The organism is Acinetobacter sp. YH12040 (assembly GCF_013420005.1).
Lineage (GTDB): Bacteria > Pseudomonadota > Gammaproteobacteria > Pseudomonadales > Moraxellaceae > Acinetobacter > Acinetobacter amyesii.
Window position 1 is genome coordinate 23,301 of sequence record NZ_VOZB01000016.1, and the last position, 16,915, is coordinate 40,215.

The window sequence follows — 16,915 nt, forward strand, 5'->3', positions numbered from 1 at the left end:
ACTCTAATTATATGTCCTAAGGTGTGTTTTTTGTTCCACAAACAATGACCAGATCATCAAAAGGGCATGATCAATAATGAATTTAAGGTGAACTTCAGTTTTCATCCTTAAGCTAACCGAATGATGTGTCGTCTTGTATTTGATTGTTAAATTTCAGATTAAACAGCGTTAAATCTTCAATCTGAACAAGAAAATTAATGAAATAAAACTTATCATCAGCAACTCAATCTAAAAACAAAGATTCAGGGAAATGTAGGACCAATGTTTAAATCTTTTTTTCCAAATCCAAAATGGTTTTTTGGATCATTCCTTATATGGTTCGTGATCAATATTGTCTTGTGGTATAGCGGTGGCAATAGTTGGGGTACGATGTTTGGTTTACCTGCAAATTATCATCAAGCAGAGCTGCCTATTGGTATTAGCCGATTTTGGAGCCCCAAATTTTTATGGTTCTATGCTTGGTTTTTTGTAGCAACGGCACTCTTTGCAGCCTTTTGGAAGATTAAATCAGATAATCCTTGGCAACGATGGTCTGTGTGGGGAACCGCATTTATCCTGTTTAATGTTTGGTTTAGTGTGGAATGTAATGTCGTAATCAATGCTTGGTATAACCCATTCTATGATCTGATCCAGAAGATGCTTTCAGGTGGTGGGGGCGAAGTGGCGACGCTATATTCAGAGACGCTGACTTTTCTCTATGTGGCCATGGTGTATGTCACACTGGCGGTATTGAACCTGTTTTTCGTCAGTCATTATATTTTTCGTTGGCGTACCGCAATGAATGACTTTTATACTGCACATTGGGAAAAACTGAGAACCATCGAAGGTGCCTCACAGCGTATTCAAGAAGATACGATGCGTTTTGCGAGAACCACAGAAGGACTTGGGGTTAGCTTGGTTGAATCGGTGATGACATTAATTGCATTTCTCCCTGTGCTGTTAACTTTGTCAACACATGTAAAGAAATTACCTGTCGTGGGGGAAATCACCTATGCATTAGTTTGGGCGGCAGTCCTTTGGGCAGTATTAGGGACGGTTATTTTAATGCTTGTGGGTTATAAACTACCGGGTTTGGAGTTTAATAATCAAAAAGTCGAAGCAGCATATCGTAAAGAATTAGTTTATGGTGAAGATCATGCAGATCGAGCAGACCCTCTCACATTAAAAGAATTATTTGGTAAAGTCCGATTTAATTATTTTAGACTGTATTTTCACTATGCTTATTTCAACCTAGTTCGTATTTGGTATATGCAGCTTGATAATATTTATGGGTTCTTTGTATTGTTTCCAAGTATTGCAGCGGGAACAATCACGCTCGGTATATTAATGCAAATTTTAAATGTCTTTGGGCGTGTACGTGATTCTTTCCAATACCTGATTTCCTCGTGGACAACCATTATTGAACTGATTTCTATTTACAAACGTTTAAAAGCATTTGAAAAAACAATTAATAATTAATTTTTAATCTTAAAAATGACCTGTAATTAATTACAGGTTTTTTTTATGGTTTTAATTAATGAGAATTACAAATAAATAAAATCAATAAATTAAAGAGGTTAGATCTTATTTCATGATTTTATAAAAAAATGTAAATAAAAATACTTATTATGTAATTTTGGTAATTTTACGTATGTATATTGTATCCATATCGATGATTAATTTATAAAAATTACATTTTTGTTGAATTTTATCACATTTTATTTGCTTTTTTTTACATTTGAAATGCAAACAAAATCACATATTTTGAATATTTGTGTGTGTTTGTGTGCAAATTCATTCTTTCTGTTTGGCATGAAGCATCTTAACAATGCGATAAAGAAAAAAACTTTAATATTTTTTTTAACTTTGCTGAACTGTTATATGTCCATTCACATGCCTTTTGATTAATAAGATAAAGCTTGTGGTTAAAAAAAATTTTAAATCATAAATATATAAATAAACCAGAGGGTAATTGTCATGTTACAAGTCCAAGTTGTATCAAAAGAACATCATTCTGTTTTAGAAAACATACAAACGAGTAATATTTTATTAAAGGAGGCTTCTGTTGTTGTTATACATACTTCAAAAGAAAATGTTTTAAGTATGGAGAGAAGTGGAAATACTTTAATTATAAAAATGAAAGACGGACAGCAACTAATAATTGAGAATTACTTTACAGATAATCCAAATGAAAACAATGTTGTACTAGAAGAAGATGATAAATTATATCTATTAGAAACAAATCCAAATGAAGCTGGATTATTTGAAATTAACTATAATCCGATCGATGAAATTAATCCATTACTCTATTCAGATTCAACAGTTGGTTTATGGACGTGGTTAGTTCCTTTAGTTACTGCTGGAGGCATTTTAGCTTGGGCAAATAATGATTCAGATAGTTCATCGGGTTCGGGCAACTCAAATCAAGCACTCGATGCGGCAGAAAAAGCGGTAAAAGCAGCAGAAGATGCAAATAAAGCCGCAAAGGATGCTTTGACCGATGCACAAGCGGATGGATTAATTACCCCTGAAGAAAAGACCAAGCTTGAGCAAGCACTTGCCGATGCCAAAGCCGCTGAGGATGCTGCTCAGAAAGCTGTTGACGCATTAAAAGACAGTACTGAAAAAGACAACTTACAAGATCGTCTCGATAACTTAACGGATATCGTGATTCCACCTGTGACCGATGAAGATGGTAATGGCATTGATGATGCGGTGGATGCGCAAATTGCCGATGCAGAAGCAGCAGTGAAAGCAGCGGAAGATGCGTACCAAGCAGCAGAAGATGCATTAGAAGAAGCCAATGCAAACGGCTTAATCACCCCAACCGAAAAAGCTGAACTTGAAGAAGCCCTCAAAGCGGCACAAGACGCCAAAGACGCAGCGCAAGATGCGGTCGATGCCTTACCATCGGCACCTGCAGCAGTGCAAGATGCCAAAGATGGCTTCCAAGATCGAATTGATGCGTTGACGGATATCCCCATTCCAGCAGTGAATGATGCGAATGAAAACGGAGTTGATGACAGCACAGAAAATCCAGTGGATTTAGCCACAGATCTGGTTGAAGCAGCAGAAGATGCGTATCAAGCAGCAGAAGATGCACTCACTGATGCGAATGCAGATGGCTTAATCACACCTGAAGAAAAAGCTGCTTTAGAAGATGCCTTAAAAAATGCGCAAGATGCCAAAGAACTTGCACAAAATGCGGTAGATGCCTTACCAGCAGGAACAGATAAAGACGACTTACAAGATCGTCTCGATAACTTAACGGATATCGTGATTCCACCTGTGACCGATGCAGATGGTAATGGCATTGATGATGCAGTTGATGCACAAATTGCCGATGCCGAAGCGGCAGTAAAAGCCGCAGAAGATGCGTATCAAGCAGCAGAAGATGCATTAGAAGAAGCCAATGCAAACGGCTTAATTACGCCAACCGAAAAAGCTGAACTTGAAGAAGCCCTCAAAGCGGCACAAGACGCCAAAGACGCAGCGCAAGATGCGGTCGATGCCTTACCATCGGCACCTGCAGCAGTGCAAGATGCCAAAGATGGCTTCCAAGATCGAATTGATGCGTTGACGGATATCACCATTCCAGCAGTGAATGATGCGAATGAAAACGGAGTTGATGACAGCACAGAAAATCCAGTGGATTTAGCCACAGATCTGGTTGAAGCAGCAGAAGATGCGTATCAAGCAGCAGAAGATGCACTCACTGATGCGAATGCAGATGGCTTAATCACACCTGAAGAAAAAGCTGCTTTAGAAGATGCCTTAAAAAATGCGCAAGATGCCAAAGAACTTGCACAAAATGCGGTAGATGCCTTACCAGCAGGAACAGATAAAGACGACTTACAAGATCGTCTCGATAACTTAACGGATATCGTGATTCCACCTGTGACCGATGCAGATGGTAATGGCATTGATGATGCAGTTGATGCACAAATTGCCGATGCCGAAGCGGCAGTAAAAGCCGCAGAAGATGCGTATCAAGCAGCAGAAGATGCATTAGAAGAAGCCAATGCAAACGGCTTAATTACGCCAACCGAAAAAGCTGAACTTGAAGATGCACTCAAAGCGGCACAAGACGCCAAAGACGCAGCGCAAGATGCGGTCGATGCTTTACCGTCGGCACCTGCAGCCGTGCAAGATGCCAAAGATGGCTTCCAAGATCGCATTGATGCGTTGACGGATATCACCATTCCAGCAGTGAATGATGCGAATGAAAACGGAGTTGATGACAGCACAGAAAATCCAGTTGATTTAGCCACAGATCTTGTTGAAGCAGCAGAAGATGCCTATCAAGCAGCAGAAGATGCACTTACTGATGCGAATACAGATGGCTTAATCACACCTGAAGAAAAAGTAGCTTTAGAAGATGCCTTAAAAGATGCGCAAGATGCCAAAGATGCAGCACAAAATGCAGTGGATGCCTTGCCAGACAGTACGGACAAAGATGCACTGCAAGATCGAATTGATGCCTTAACGGATATCGAGATTCCAGCGGTCACTGATACCGATGGCAATGGTATTGATGATGCAGTTGATGCACAAATTGCCGATGCCGAAGCGGCAGTAAAAGCCGCAGAAGATGCGTATCAAGCAGCAGAAGATGCATTAGAAGAAGCCAATGCAAACGGCTTAATCACCCCAACCGAAAAAGCTGAACTTGAAGATGCACTCAAAGCGGCACAAGATGCCAAAGATGCAGCACAAGATGCGGTCGATGCTTTACCGTCGGCACCTGCAGCCGTACAAGATGCCAAAGATGGCTTCCAAGACCGTATCGATGCATTGACAGATATCACCATTCCAGCAGTGAACGATGCGAATGAAAACGGCGTAGATGACAGCACAGAAAATCCAGTGGATTTAGCCACAGAACTGGTTGATGCAGCGGAAGCAGCAGATCAAGCAGCAGAAGATGCACTTACTGATGCGAATACAGATGGCTTAATCACACCTGAAGAAAAAGTAGCTTTAGAAGATGCCTTAAAAGATGCGCAAGATGCCAAAGATGCAGCACAAAATGCAGTGGATGCCTTGCCAGACAGTACGGACAAAGATGCACTGCAAGATCGAATTGATGCGTTAACGGATATCGTGATTCCAGCGGTGACTGACAGCAACAACAACGGTGTAAACGATGCAATTGATGCGGTAGAAGACTTGGTTGCAGCAGCTGAAGCAGCGTATGCAGCAGCGGATCAAGCGCTAGCAGATGCGATTGCAGACAATGCTGTGAGCCAAGCAGAGGTTGATGCATTAACGCAAGACTTAGCTGATGCTCAAGCTGCGAAAGATGCAGCGCAAGCAGCGGTAGATGGCATTGTTGCTGACTTCCCAGCAGAAGCAGCTGATTTCCAAACACGAATTGATGCGTTAACGGATATCGTGATTCCAGCGGTGACTCATAATATCACTGCAGATGACGATCAAAATTCAACAAACTATGAGTTAAGCACAACAGAGAGCAGAGCTGATATCGAAGGAAGTATTTTCACATTAGCGAATGCAGGTGTGCTTGGAGGTATAATTAGTCTTGATTTAAGCACTTCAACAAATCCAAAAATTACAGTTGCAAACAATGAAACACTTAATTTTACGTTGACGGCATCAGGATCAACAGGTCTAACAGCAGGAGCATTGGGGGCACTTGTTGATGCCCTTCTGGCTGGTGGAAGTGTTAACGGCACGATGGATCTCGTGATATTAAAAGACAATGGGGCGGGTAAGTATGAAGTTTATAATGTCCTTGAAAATGTGTACACATTAAATAACGCCTTACTTACATTTACTGCTAGTGGCAGTGCAGCTGTTACATTAAACGAGGCTGGTAATTATAGTTTTGTCCTTGCTCCAAATGGTTCTGAAACGAATAATCTTTTAACGCAACTATTATCGTTGAATGTACTTGGTTCATTGAACTTGGATGCAAATGGCACAGTTATCGCAACCATTAACAATACTGACCCAGTAACAGGCAATGTATTTGATAATGATGTGATTAACCCAGTTGGTCTTGATGTCAAAGTAACCACAGTTACACATGGTGCTGACAACCAAGGTGTAGTTGCTGGAACACCTACAGTAATTGAGGGGCAATATGGCACATTAACGATTAATTCGGATGGTACATATAGCTATCAAATGACTGCGGATGGAACAGCATTAGGTAAAGTGGATACATTTAGTTATACAATTGCGGATGGAGATGGACATAGTTCTGTAGCAAATATTTATATTCGTTTGGATTCGACTCTAGTGAATCTAGATTGGACTGGAAAAACTGGAGCACAAGAGGCAACGAAAGCTACAAATGTTCTGGTCGCAGATGTGGATGGGACAGCAGCAACACTCGCTAACCAATATAATGTAGCTGTAAATGGAAACGGTGATGCAGCTGGATCTGTCTTAACAACGGGTCAAACGACACTAGGCGTACAATCTATTCCTGATGATAGCGGCACATTCACAGTCGCTGCGGGGCAAACGGCATATATTGCGTTTACAACAGTTGTACCAACGAATGTAACTCAGAACTTTGGTACGATTATTACTAATAATCAAACCACTAGCTATACAACTACGGTTGAGCTGTTGCAAAACGGTACAATTTTAGATACTAGTCTAGCTACTTGGAGCAGTAATGCGACTCAAAACGGTACGGTTCATTACTATAAAGTCACCAATACCGGAACATCTGATGCGACGTATTCATTAAAAGTTTCTGGCAGTGATGGTGTACCGCTTTATGACTTTAATAATACCTTGACGGCGCAGTTTGGTGTAAATAACATCCAGCTTGATGTGAAAGCGCCAACTTATACTGCAGCTGCGGTGACTGGTAATGTGATTACAGGTACAGATAGTGCTGGTGCGGATACCTTGTATTCTTCCAGTTTCAAACTCGGAGTTGTAGCGGGTACAACTGAACCAGCTGGCTATAATGTAGGAACTGGAACTGCAATTGTCGGAAGCTATGGCACACTGACAATCAATGCAGACGGTTCATATAGTTACCTTGCAAATGGTAAAGTTAGCGACCTAGGCAAAGTGGATGTCTTTACTTATAAAGTAGAGACTCTAGACGGTTCAAGTGCAAGTTCTACTCTAAGTATTACTCTTGGTAAAGAGTCTGTACTTATTGGAAATCCTACAGGTGGGACGGCTGGTGATGATGTTGCTGTATCGCAGGGTGGAGCAGAAACATTCACCTTAGGCACAGGTCAAGATACATTGATATTTAATGTATTGAATTCGACAGATGCTCTGGGTGGTAATGGCCACGATACTTGGAGTGATTTCAGTAAATCGCAAGGTGATGTCATTGATATTAGTTCATTACTCTCCGGCGCGACTGCAGCCAACATTGCTAGTTATGTGAGCGTTACAACTAGCAATGGCGTTTCGACTATTTCTATTGACCGCGATGGTGCTGGTACAACGTACAATAGTAAAGTTGATTTATTGACTATTAATGAAGCATCGACCCTTGAAGAGCTCATAAAAGGAAATCATCTCATTTATTAATTAATAAAATTAAGCTCTTAATTAAAGAGCCTCCTCGGAGGCTCTTTTTTATTTTCTACATAAACACCACTAGATCCAAATAAAATGTGAAACTCATCAAATTAAAATGAACAACATGTGTATAGATCTCAAATGTATGCAATTTTGGTGATTAAATTTATAAAAATAATAAATAAAATCAAGATTATAAAATTGTGAAAGATACTAAATTACGCTATTTTTTAGAGGTGAATTTTTTGAGATTTTTGCTGTGAATTTAAAGGCAATTTTATGGGTGGGGAGTATTGGATTTGCATTACATGGTTGTACAACCATGCAGAGTTTAAACCCAAATTCATTTAATCATTATGCTTCACCACAAGAAGTGATCAATCAAAAAGGGCTAAATAGCTCAAATGGAAAGGCGAAAGAATACGTCTATGATTGGGGACCACAAAAGAAAAATATGGAAGCAGAATCACTCATACCCAAGCAAAATATGAGCAGTTACTGCCAAGCCAAAAATGGCAAATTTATTCAACTGAATAAAAGCAATTTGAACCAAGTCAAAAATGCATGGAGTCGTAAATTATTAGCGACCTATAGCAGTATAAAACAGAGCACAGGTGTGTTTCAGTGTAGCCAGGCAGATGGACAACGTTGGATGGTTGCTATTGAACCCGTTTCAGAGCGTAAATCGAATGACCGTTCTGAAACCCGCTTAGTGAGTTTGTATACAGCAATTATTGGACCCGAAGAACGTCGCAAAAACTATAATAAACAAGAAGAAACTGTAGCTAAAAAAGCCACACCAAGCAAAGCAAAAGCAACGACAACAAAAAGCAATGCGAAAGATGAAGCAAAAAAAGAAGTAGAGACTAAAAAAGAAACCAAAGCCAAAGAGCCTGAAAAAAAACCTGTAGTGAAACCAGTTGCAGAAACATCGCAACAGATACAAATGCGCTTATATGTGAATGCACGACGTGACCTGAATGCCGGAAAAAATCAAGTCACCGCTTGTAATAATGCACAGCGCGCTTATAGCTATGGCAAATTAAATGGTGCAAATGCCAATAGAGCCTATGCTGAATCAGGTATGCTCGTTGCAAAATGCTTAACCTCAGTGCCTGCATATAGCAAAAGTTATCCAAACGCCAATGCAAGAGCAAAAGGCATCTTACAAAACTTAGCGACCAACTATAACCATGCAGGGGCAAAAAATATGTTGAATCGTATGAAATAAACTTCAACAGGATAAAAGCCATTTGGGGAAATAAGCCTTTATCCTGATCCAATGATGTACTCAAACAAAGTTTTAAAAAATAATAAGGAAAAACCATGAGTTCAGTAAATGAAACTTATTTTAATGCACCATTATTTGATCGGGAATTGGCAGAAATTACAGTCAATATCGAGCAAACACCCTTCTTTTTGAATGATCGTGGGCATCCAACATATTTAGCATCACTTGGGGCAGGAATTCATTTAATTACCGAGTCACCAACCAATGCGAAAATGACGATGGGAAATGCCTACGCGGTTCCTTCCGAAATTTCGACGATAACTACCAATTGGGGGGAGCAAACTGAGCTTGAATTTGAAGGGCAACACTTCGAGTTTATGCCATTGGTGGCAACCAAAGAAACCGCAGCAGCTTTTGGTATCACCTTAGTCCATGCAGGTGAAGCGATTCAGATTCATTCAAATCAAAAACGACTGTCAGAAATTCATTATGAATACGGCATGATGGCAGGGCATTATTTGCCGTATCAAAATGCAACATCAAATTTAAATTGTGGCAAAACTTTAACACCATTTGTCATTACTGATTTAGAACATCATGACTCTCCGCATATTTTTAGCGCGACCGATCAGGATCAATTGCCTCTGGTCATCTCAGTGGGACGCTATTTTCCAAATCTAGGCAAGATTTACTTGGCAGATTTATGGGTCAATCCGGGAGATGCATTATACATTCCTGCGAAACCAAAATATTCGAATCCAGAGTTTATTGACCTACATAATAATCGTAATGCAGCACTTGCATGTTGGCGAGGGGATAGCAATAAATCGACATTGACCACCCATAGTTTGCTCGATACCCACGGACATTTTTACTGGTATTGGAATAGAAGGCCAACGATTCATCCTCTCATCTATGCACAGACTAGTAAAAATGAATAGTTGAGTTACATAGACCAAACAGCAAATACAGCACTTCATGATACAAAGGTGACTCAAGTTTTGGGAGTTTGGTCTATGGCTTACGGTTTATCTAAAAAATTACATCTACGTTTTTCACGACCAGCAGGTTTGGCTTTATTGACGCTCATGATGCTCGGAACGACTCAGGTGAGTTTGGCGAGTCCGACGGTCGATCAGCTTAGTCAATGTTTAGTGAAATCGACCACTGCCGCAGATAAAACCACGGTTTTGCAATGGACCTTTTCTGCCTTGGCAGCGCATCCAGATTTAAAACAATACAGTAATGTTAGTGATGCGCAAAAAACGCAACTCGATAAAAATCTGGCTCAAGTGATGCAGCGAATTTTGGTGGAGCAATGTTCTACGCAAACGCAGGCTGTAATTAAAGCCGACGGTCTACAGGCTGTAGGCGAAAGTTTTCAAGAGCTTGGTAGTATCACGGGGGATGAAATATTAAGGACGCCTGAAATTAAACAACAATTACAAGGCGTACTGCGTTATGTCGATTTGAATAAATTGGTGACCAAATTTTTAACCCCAGAAATTTGGAATAAGTTAGGTGTGGTTCGTTAATTTTATTTTGAGTAAATAAAAAATGCTCCTTTTATACAAGGAGCATTTTTTATGGATTCACCCTAAATGGATGATGATCCAATGCGTTTTAGTTTGGTGACTCAAGCATTAAATGGTAATCGTCGCGCCTAATGCTTTAACAAATTGCGCCATCCACGCAGGGTGAGCAGGCCAAGCAGGAGCAGTAACTAAATGACCGTCGGTCACTGCATCCGTGACTGCAATATCTGCATACTGACCGCCAGCCAGTTTAACTTCGGCTGCACATGCTGGGTAAGCCGAACAGGTACGACCTTTTAGCACATCGGCTGCCGCTAGAATTTGCGCCCCATGACAAACCGCTGCAATAGGTTTTTTCGCCGCGTCAAATTCGCGTACGATTTCAATCACACGTGTATTCATACGTAAATATTCAGGCGCACGACCGCCCGGGATCACTAAGCCGACATAGTTTTCTGAGTTAACTGCATCAAAGTCATAGTTAATGGCAAAGTTATGACCGCGTTTTTCGCTATAGGTTTGTTCACCTTCAAAATCATGAATCGCTGTGGCAATGTTGTCACCGGCTTTTTTGTCAGGGCAAACGGCATGAACGGTATAACCAAGACCAACTAAAAACTGAAAAGGTACCATGGTTTCGTAGTCTTCAGCATAGTCACCTACAAGCATAAGAATTTGTTTTGACATAATGTAACCCTCTGTTGAAATATGATTTATATCAATTTTTCATTTACCTTAGCATATTGAAATGACAGTTTTAAGCAGGCTGTAAATTCTTTAGTTGTATATTTTTATCTGGATTTATAAAAGTTATAGATGTTTATAGTTCAAATTATGATGAGTTTAGTAGGCTAGACGCTATCAATTATTAATGACTTTGGTGTTTTTCACATAGCTTTAAAAAGTTAAATATTTACCTCTCCCTTGTGCAGCAGTGCTGCTTATCTCCTAAAAGGAGAGGGGGATATCCAAAAAATCGTTTAAGTATTTATTCACTTTGAAAGCTCCCTCTCCATTGGGAGAGGGATAAATCACAGCAAATCAGGATAAAATTTTTCATAGTCTAGATTTGGTTCATGCGTTACTTTCAGCTTGCCTTTAGATCCTGTGACATAGCTATTGATCTCTTTAAGTGGTTTCTCATGCCAACCGATATTGAATGCACAAAACGTATTTTCTTTTTTAAAAAATTCTAGATGACTGTATGGCAAGTGATTGTGAATCCAATATGCAATCTGTTTCCAATTATTTGGGTCTTTTTCAATTAAATCGATGAGTGAGGGAATGATAATACACGCCGTTGCACCGTAGCCTTTTGCGTCAGGATAGTCCCAAATATGGCTTGCAAAGTTTTTCTCATTGCTCGCGCAGTTGTGTCCTTTTTCATTGCCGATTTGGTTCACGCTTGGTGAACGGTACGCGGAACGAATAGCAATACGTCCAAACTTTTCTTGCAGTGGTTCAAGTAGTTCTTCGCAAAGTTTTGAGCCCATACGAATCGCAATGTCAGGATGGTCGGGGAAGTTAGGTACACCGTACCAATTTGCGATTTCGCTATAGAGGAAATCGCGCATAAAAAAAGACTTTGACAGTTGAATACGTCCTAAGTCTTCGAGTTTGGTGATAGAGGATACATTTTTAATGGTCATGTTGTTTTTAGTGTGAAGTGTTTTGATTGATTGTATGGTTAAAAATATGAAAATTAAATATTTACTTCTTCCTAACCCTCTCTTTAAAAGGGAGGTAATTTCTATTACAGAATCCTTAACGGTATTAAATTAGTAATGGATGCTCCTTCTCCCTTTGGGAGATGGCGGGGGATGAGGGTAGAAGTCACGTATAAAAAATGACTTTAAAAGTTGAATACGTCCTAAGTCTTCGAGTTTGGCAATGGAGGATACTTTTTTCATGGTCATGTTGTTTTTAGTGTGAAGTGTTTGGAGAATTAAAGTCCCACTTATTGAAAGAGTGATATATAGTAATTTATTAGGATTTTACTTCTCATCGTCTTTTTTACTAATCTCTAATGGGAGTTTTTCTATTAATGTTTTCACAATTTGACTAATATTTTCAGGTAAGTCGGTATCCTTTTTTTCAGATGAATTTTCTTTTCCGAAATATACATCAATGAGTTTCTCTTGGATTTCTAGCTGTTTTTCAGGACTCATCTCAGAAATATAAGGTTTTAGAGCATATAATTTTAGGTAAATATTTTCGTTATGTTTCCAATGGTAATGTGCCTTATTTGATATTCTAGAAATAAAAATTAAAATAAAGAATGAAATTACCGTTAATGATATCTTGAGTATAATATAGTGGAAATCTCTCTCTACTAACTCCTTAATATCCTTTGATATATATGCTTCGATAGACTGGTAAGATTCAAGAACTAAGAAAAAAACTATCCCTAATGATACTAAGTTTAAAATATAATAAGTCCACATTTCAATTCTTGAATTTGTTTTAAATTTTTGTAGCATAATTTCAGAAGTAGAAAGACTAATAATTTTTCTATATCTTTTCATTGTTAGGTTGAGTTCTGTTGCATCTTTATCAAGAGATTGTTTGGTATTTTTAATATCATTTTTTAGGTCAGTCGCAGTATCTTCTAAACTTGTTCTTATATTGCTTTTTTGTCGTGTAATTTCATTTTCCAAAGTTTGGGTGAGAGTATCAATTGCTATTTTGTTAGACTGTATTTTTGTACTTTGATCGGCAGTTTTTCTTTCTTGTTCGTTTATTAGGTTATTTAAATTTTTATTATAGGTGGTTAAATTATCTTTATTAATTTCAATTGTATTGATAAGAGATTCTTTAGTATCTTTTATTTGATTTTTATAATTGTCAATTAAATTGTGAATTTCTGCTTTCTCAGTTTCTAAATTTAATGATAGATCTTTTTGATAATCAATTAAGCTAATTCTTGTTCTATATAGAGAAAGCATTTGATAATAAAGATTATCTACACTTCCATTAAGATTTCTATATTCAATTTCAAGTGTTTTATTAAAAGTTTCTATTATTTCATCTATTATTTCATCTGTTTTTTTATATGTGTCTTCATTATTTTTCATGTTTGATAAAGTATTGAGTTTTGATACAATCTCTTGGTTTATATATAAAATATTTTTATTTTCCAAGAAGAAGTTTTTTAATTGATTGTTTTTAGAAACAACTGGATATAAGTTTTTATAAATATTTATAAGATTGCGAGATGTATTTTCTAAATCTTGCAATGGTTTTAATAAGTTGTAGTTTTTATTATTTTTACAATAATCTATGGCATCATCAATAATTTTAATTATCTTAAAAATGTGAGTTTGAATATTTTTAATGTAATCATGATTGTATTCTGGATTTAATAATAAATTGGAGGTTTTTGGAATTTTTGACTCTAATTTTATTAAGGAATTTATAATAGAATTACTGGAATTTTTAAAAAAAACATAATTATTAATAATGTCATGATAAGTTAAAAAAAATCTTTTGTACTCATTGAAACCTTGAGTAAGTCTAGCTAGCGCAAGTTCGATATCTTCAGTAACATTGATTTTTCTTAGTTCCACTATTATTGGATCAATATTTTTTATCGTATTTGAAATTTCTTTAAATTCCTGATTCATTTTTTCTCTACCAAAAAAAAGCTTATCCGAAGATAAGCTTTTTATACATTAATTGATTAATTTAACCAATCAATTTCTTCATCAATTCATTTACTTGCGCAGGGTTAGCTTTACCTTTCGCAGCTTTCATCACTTGACCAATAAGACCGTTAAAGGCTTTCTCTTTACCAGATTTATACTCTTCAACCATCTTCTCGTTAGCAGCAAGCACTTCCTTAATAATCGCTTCAATTGCGCCTGTATCAGTTTCCTGTTTCAAGCCTTTTTCCGCAATAATCTCGTCCGCAGTTTTGCCTTCTTCCCACATAAAGCCGAACACTTGTTTCGCAATTTTGCCATTAATGGTGTTATCCACAATACGTGCAATCATGCCGCCAAGTTTTTCAGCAGATACAGGAGAGTCATGAAGCTCTAAGCCCGCTTTGTTTAAAGCGCCTGAGAATTCGCCCATCACCCAGTTCGCAGCAACTTTGCCTTGTGCAGCACCGCCCGCAGCTTTTACCACGTCTTCATAAAACTCTGACATTTCACGTGTCAGTGTTAACACGTGAGCATCGTACTCAGTTACACCAAAGTCAGCCACAAAGCGCGCACGGCGTGCAGCAGGAAGCTCAGGAAGGGCAGCACGTGCCGCTTCAATTTGCGCATCTGCAATAATGACAGGCAACAAGTCAGGGTCTGGGAAGTAGCGGTAATCGTTCGCTTCTTCTTTAGAACGCATAGAACGCGTTTCCATCTTCACAGGGTCGAACAAACGTGTTTCTTGGTCGATGGTGCCATCCCATTCCAAGATTTCCATTTGACGTTCAATTTCAACGTTAATCGCTTGTTCAATGAAACGGAAAGAGTTCAAGTTTTTCAACTCGCAGCGCGTACCAAATGGTTGACCCGGACGACGTAGTGACACGTTACAGTCCGCACGGAACGAACCTTCTGCCATGTTACCGTCAGAAATGCCTAACCAACGCACTAAAGTGTGGATCGCTTTAATGTAGGCAACCGCTTCTTCAACCGAACGCATATCAGGTTCAGATACGATTTCAAGTAACGGTGTACCTGCCCGGTTGAGGTCGATACCCGATTGGCCTTCAAATTGGTCATGGATCGATTTACCAGCATCTTCCTCAAGGTGCGCACGTGTTACGCCAATGCGTTTTACTGTGCCATCTTCAAGTTGGATGTCGATATGACCCAAGCCCACAATCGGGTTATCCATTTGGCTGATTTGGTAGCCTTTTGGAGAGTCAGGGTAGAAATAGTTTTTACGTGCAAACACAGACGCTTGGTCGATGTAAGCATCGATACCCAAACCAAAGCGGATCGCAAGATCAACCACTTCTTTGTTCAATACTGGCAATACGCCCGGCATTGCCAAGTCAACAAGGCTCGCTTGCGTATTTGGGTCTTGACCAAACGTAGTTGATGAACCTGAGAAAATTTTGGTATTGGTTGCAAGCTGAGTGTGAATCTCGATACCAATCACCACTTCCCAACCATCAATCAGGTTAGATTTTGGTTTCGCAGCGTTTTTAGCCATTATGCATTCTCCTCAGCAATTGCAGCGCGTTGTGTATGCCAATCGGTTGCTTGTTGGTACTGATGCACCACAGACAACAATTGAGATTCTGACCAGTAGTTACCAATCAACTGTAAGCCAACAGGCAAGTTGTCTTTGTCAAAACCAACAGGCGCGTTAATCGCAGGTAAGCCTGCCAAGTTCACTGCAATAGTGTAGATGTCGCCTAAGTACATTTCTACAGGAGATAAGTTTGCACCAATCTTATATGCCGTAGTCGGTGCAGCAGGAGCCGCAATCACGTCTACAGATTCAAATGCTTTTAAGAAGTCTTGTTGAATTAAACGACGTACTTTTTGTGCTTTCACATAATAAGCATCGTAGTAACCCGCAGACAGCGCGTATGTACCAATCAGGATACGTTGCTGAACTTCTTTACCAAAACCTTCAGAACGTGAACGTTTGTACAAGTCCATCAAATCCACAGGGTTTTCTGCACGGTAGCCATAACGTACGCCGTCGAAACGAGATAAGTTAGACGATGCTTCAGCAGGGGCAATCAAGTAGTAAGTCGGCACGTAGCTTTCAGTCATGTTTAGGTCAATCTCAACCAAGATTGCGCCCATTTCTTCAAGCTTTTTCAGTGACTCTTCAACACGTGCTTTCACGTCAGCATCTAAACCTGCAACATTGAAGTATTGCTTCGGAATACCAATGCGTAAGCCTTTAACCGATGTGCCGTTGAGGTTCGCCACATAGTTGTCTACGTCTTTTTCAACCGAAGTTGAATCTTTCGCGTCATGACCTGCCATCACGTTCATGAGGTAAGCACAATCTTCAGCCGAACGTGCCATCGGGCCGCCTTGGTCTAAAGATGATGCATACGCAATCATACCGAAACGTGAAACACGACCGTAAGTCGGTTTAAGGCCAGTCAAACCACAGAAAGACGCCGGTTGACGGATTGAACCGCCTGTATCTGTACCTGTTGCGAAAGGCGCAAGATCAGCCGCTACCGCTGCCGCAGAACCGCCTGAAGAACCACCGGGAACATGGTTTAAGTTCCACGGGTTAGCCGTTGCGCCATAAAATGAATTTTCAGAGGTCGAACCCATGGCGAATTCGTCCATGTTCACTTTACCTAAAGTGACAAGGCCCGCAGCTTTACCTTTCGCTACAACGGTCGCGTCGTAAGGAGAGATAAAATTGTCCAGCATTTTAGAACCAGCAGTGGTTTTAATGCCTTGGGTACAGAAAATATCTTTGTGCGCAATTGGTACACCGGTCAACGCAGTTGCATTGCCTGATTTAATTGCAGCATCAGCCGCATCTGCTTGCGCAAGTGCTTGTTCAGCAGTCACGGTCACGTATGACTTGACTTGAGCATCGATTTTTTCAATGCGTTTTAAATAGTGTTCAGTCAATTCGCGTGAAGAAAATTTAGCGCCAGCCAAACCTTCAGACAATTCACGAATTGATAAGCGATGTAAATCTGTCATGAGAAATA

The 16,915-nt window shown here is 39.4% G+C and carries 10 protein-coding genes; 5 read left to right on the forward strand and 5 right to left on the reverse strand.

What is annotated here, in order from left to right:
* The first annotated feature begins 261 nt into the window (after positions 1-261).
* The 5 genes from sbmA to FTT99_RS15005 all read left to right on the forward strand — a co-directional run bounded on the left by sbmA (position 262) and on the right by FTT99_RS15005 (position 10,269).
* Positions 262-1,458 carry a peptide antibiotic transporter SbmA gene (gene sbmA / locus FTT99_RS14985; RefSeq protein ID WP_180129813.1) on the forward strand — a complete coding sequence of 399 codons (1,197 nt, stop codon included), beginning with the start codon at positions 262-264 and terminating at the stop codon, positions 1,456-1,458.
* Between the two features lie 498 nt (positions 1,459-1,956).
* A complete protein-coding gene (locus FTT99_RS14990) occupies positions 1,957-7,512 on the forward strand; it encodes a BapA/Bap/LapF family large adhesin (RefSeq protein WP_257230548.1) in 5,556 nt (1,851 codons plus the stop codon).
* Positions 7,513-7,762: 250 nt separating this feature from the next.
* Complete coding sequence (locus FTT99_RS14995; protein ID WP_180132133.1) at positions 7,763-8,734, forward strand: hypothetical protein; 972 nt, start codon at positions 7,763-7,765, stop codon at positions 8,732-8,734.
* A gap of 95 nt (positions 8,735-8,829) precedes the next feature.
* Positions 8,830-9,675 carry a hypothetical protein gene (locus FTT99_RS15000; protein WP_180132132.1) on the forward strand — a complete coding sequence of 282 codons (846 nt, stop codon included), beginning with the start codon at positions 8,830-8,832 and terminating at the stop codon, positions 9,673-9,675.
* 147 nt (positions 9,676-9,822) lie between these two features.
* On the forward strand, positions 9,823-10,269 hold the full coding sequence (locus FTT99_RS15005; protein ID WP_257229311.1) for a hypothetical protein: 447 nt from the start codon (positions 9,823-9,825) through the stop codon (positions 10,267-10,269).
* Between the two features lie 108 nt (positions 10,270-10,377).
* Here the strand turns inward: FTT99_RS15005 and FTT99_RS15010 are convergent, their stop codons facing one another.
* The 5 genes from FTT99_RS15010 to gatA all read right to left on the reverse strand — a co-directional run bounded on the left by FTT99_RS15010 (position 10,378) and on the right by gatA (position 16,907).
* Positions 10,378-10,956: a DJ-1/PfpI family protein gene (locus tag FTT99_RS15010; protein WP_180132130.1), complete on the reverse strand. Its 579-nt coding sequence runs from the start codon at positions 10,954-10,956 to the stop codon at positions 10,378-10,380.
* A 344-nt stretch (positions 10,957-11,300) separates the two neighbouring features.
* Entirely contained in the window at positions 11,301-11,918 is a 618-nt protein-coding gene (locus tag FTT99_RS15015; RefSeq protein ID WP_180132129.1) for a hypothetical protein, read from the reverse strand.
* 345 nt (positions 11,919-12,263) lie between these two features.
* Positions 12,264-13,892, reverse strand: a complete 1,629-nt coding sequence (locus FTT99_RS15020; RefSeq protein WP_180161635.1) for a hypothetical protein — start codon at positions 13,890-13,892, stop codon at positions 12,264-12,266.
* 61 nt (positions 13,893-13,953) lie between these two features.
* On the reverse strand, positions 13,954-15,429 hold the full coding sequence (gene gatB, locus FTT99_RS15025) for an Asp-tRNA(Asn)/Glu-tRNA(Gln) amidotransferase subunit GatB (protein ID WP_180132120.1): 1,476 nt from the start codon (positions 15,427-15,429) through the stop codon (positions 13,954-13,956).
* Positions 15,429-16,907, reverse strand: a complete 1,479-nt coding sequence (gatA, locus tag FTT99_RS15030) for an Asp-tRNA(Asn)/Glu-tRNA(Gln) amidotransferase subunit GatA (RefSeq protein WP_180132121.1) — start codon at positions 16,905-16,907, stop codon at positions 15,429-15,431. The genes gatB and gatA overlap by 1 nt, the downstream gene beginning before the upstream one ends.
* Positions 16,908-16,915 lie beyond the last annotated feature (8 nt).

What these genes read in the sequence shown, in the direction of transcription:
- sbmA (WP_180129813.1), top strand. Translation starts at nt 262, where the DNA reads ATGTTTAAATCTTTTTTTCCAAATCCAAAATGGTTTTTTGGATCATTC.
- FTT99_RS14990 (WP_257230548.1), top strand. Translation starts at nt 1,957, where the DNA reads ATGTTACAAGTCCAAGTTGTATCAAAAGAACATCATTCTGTTTTAGAA.
- FTT99_RS15000 (WP_180132132.1), top strand. Translation starts at nt 8,830, where the DNA reads ATGAGTTCAGTAAATGAAACTTATTTTAATGCACCATTATTTGATCGG.
- FTT99_RS15005 (WP_257229311.1), top strand. Translation starts at nt 9,823, where the DNA reads ATGATGCTCGGAACGACTCAGGTGAGTTTGGCGAGTCCGACGGTCGAT.
- FTT99_RS15010 (WP_180132130.1), bottom strand. Translation starts at nt 10,956, where the DNA reads ATGTCAAAACAAATTCTTATGCTTGTAGGTGACTATGCTGAAGACTAC.
- FTT99_RS15015 (WP_180132129.1), bottom strand. Translation starts at nt 11,918, where the DNA reads ATGACCATTAAAAATGTATCCTCTATCACCAAACTCGAAGACTTAGGA.
- FTT99_RS15020 (WP_180161635.1), bottom strand. Translation starts at nt 13,892, where the DNA reads ATGAATCAGGAATTTAAAGAAATTTCAAATACGATAAAAAATATTGAT.
- gatB (WP_180132120.1), bottom strand. Translation starts at nt 15,429, where the DNA reads ATGGCTAAAAACGCTGCGAAACCAAAATCTAACCTGATTGATGGTTGG.
- gatA (WP_180132121.1), bottom strand. Translation starts at nt 16,907, where the DNA reads ATGACAGATTTACATCGCTTATCAATTCGTGAATTGTCTGAAGGTTTG.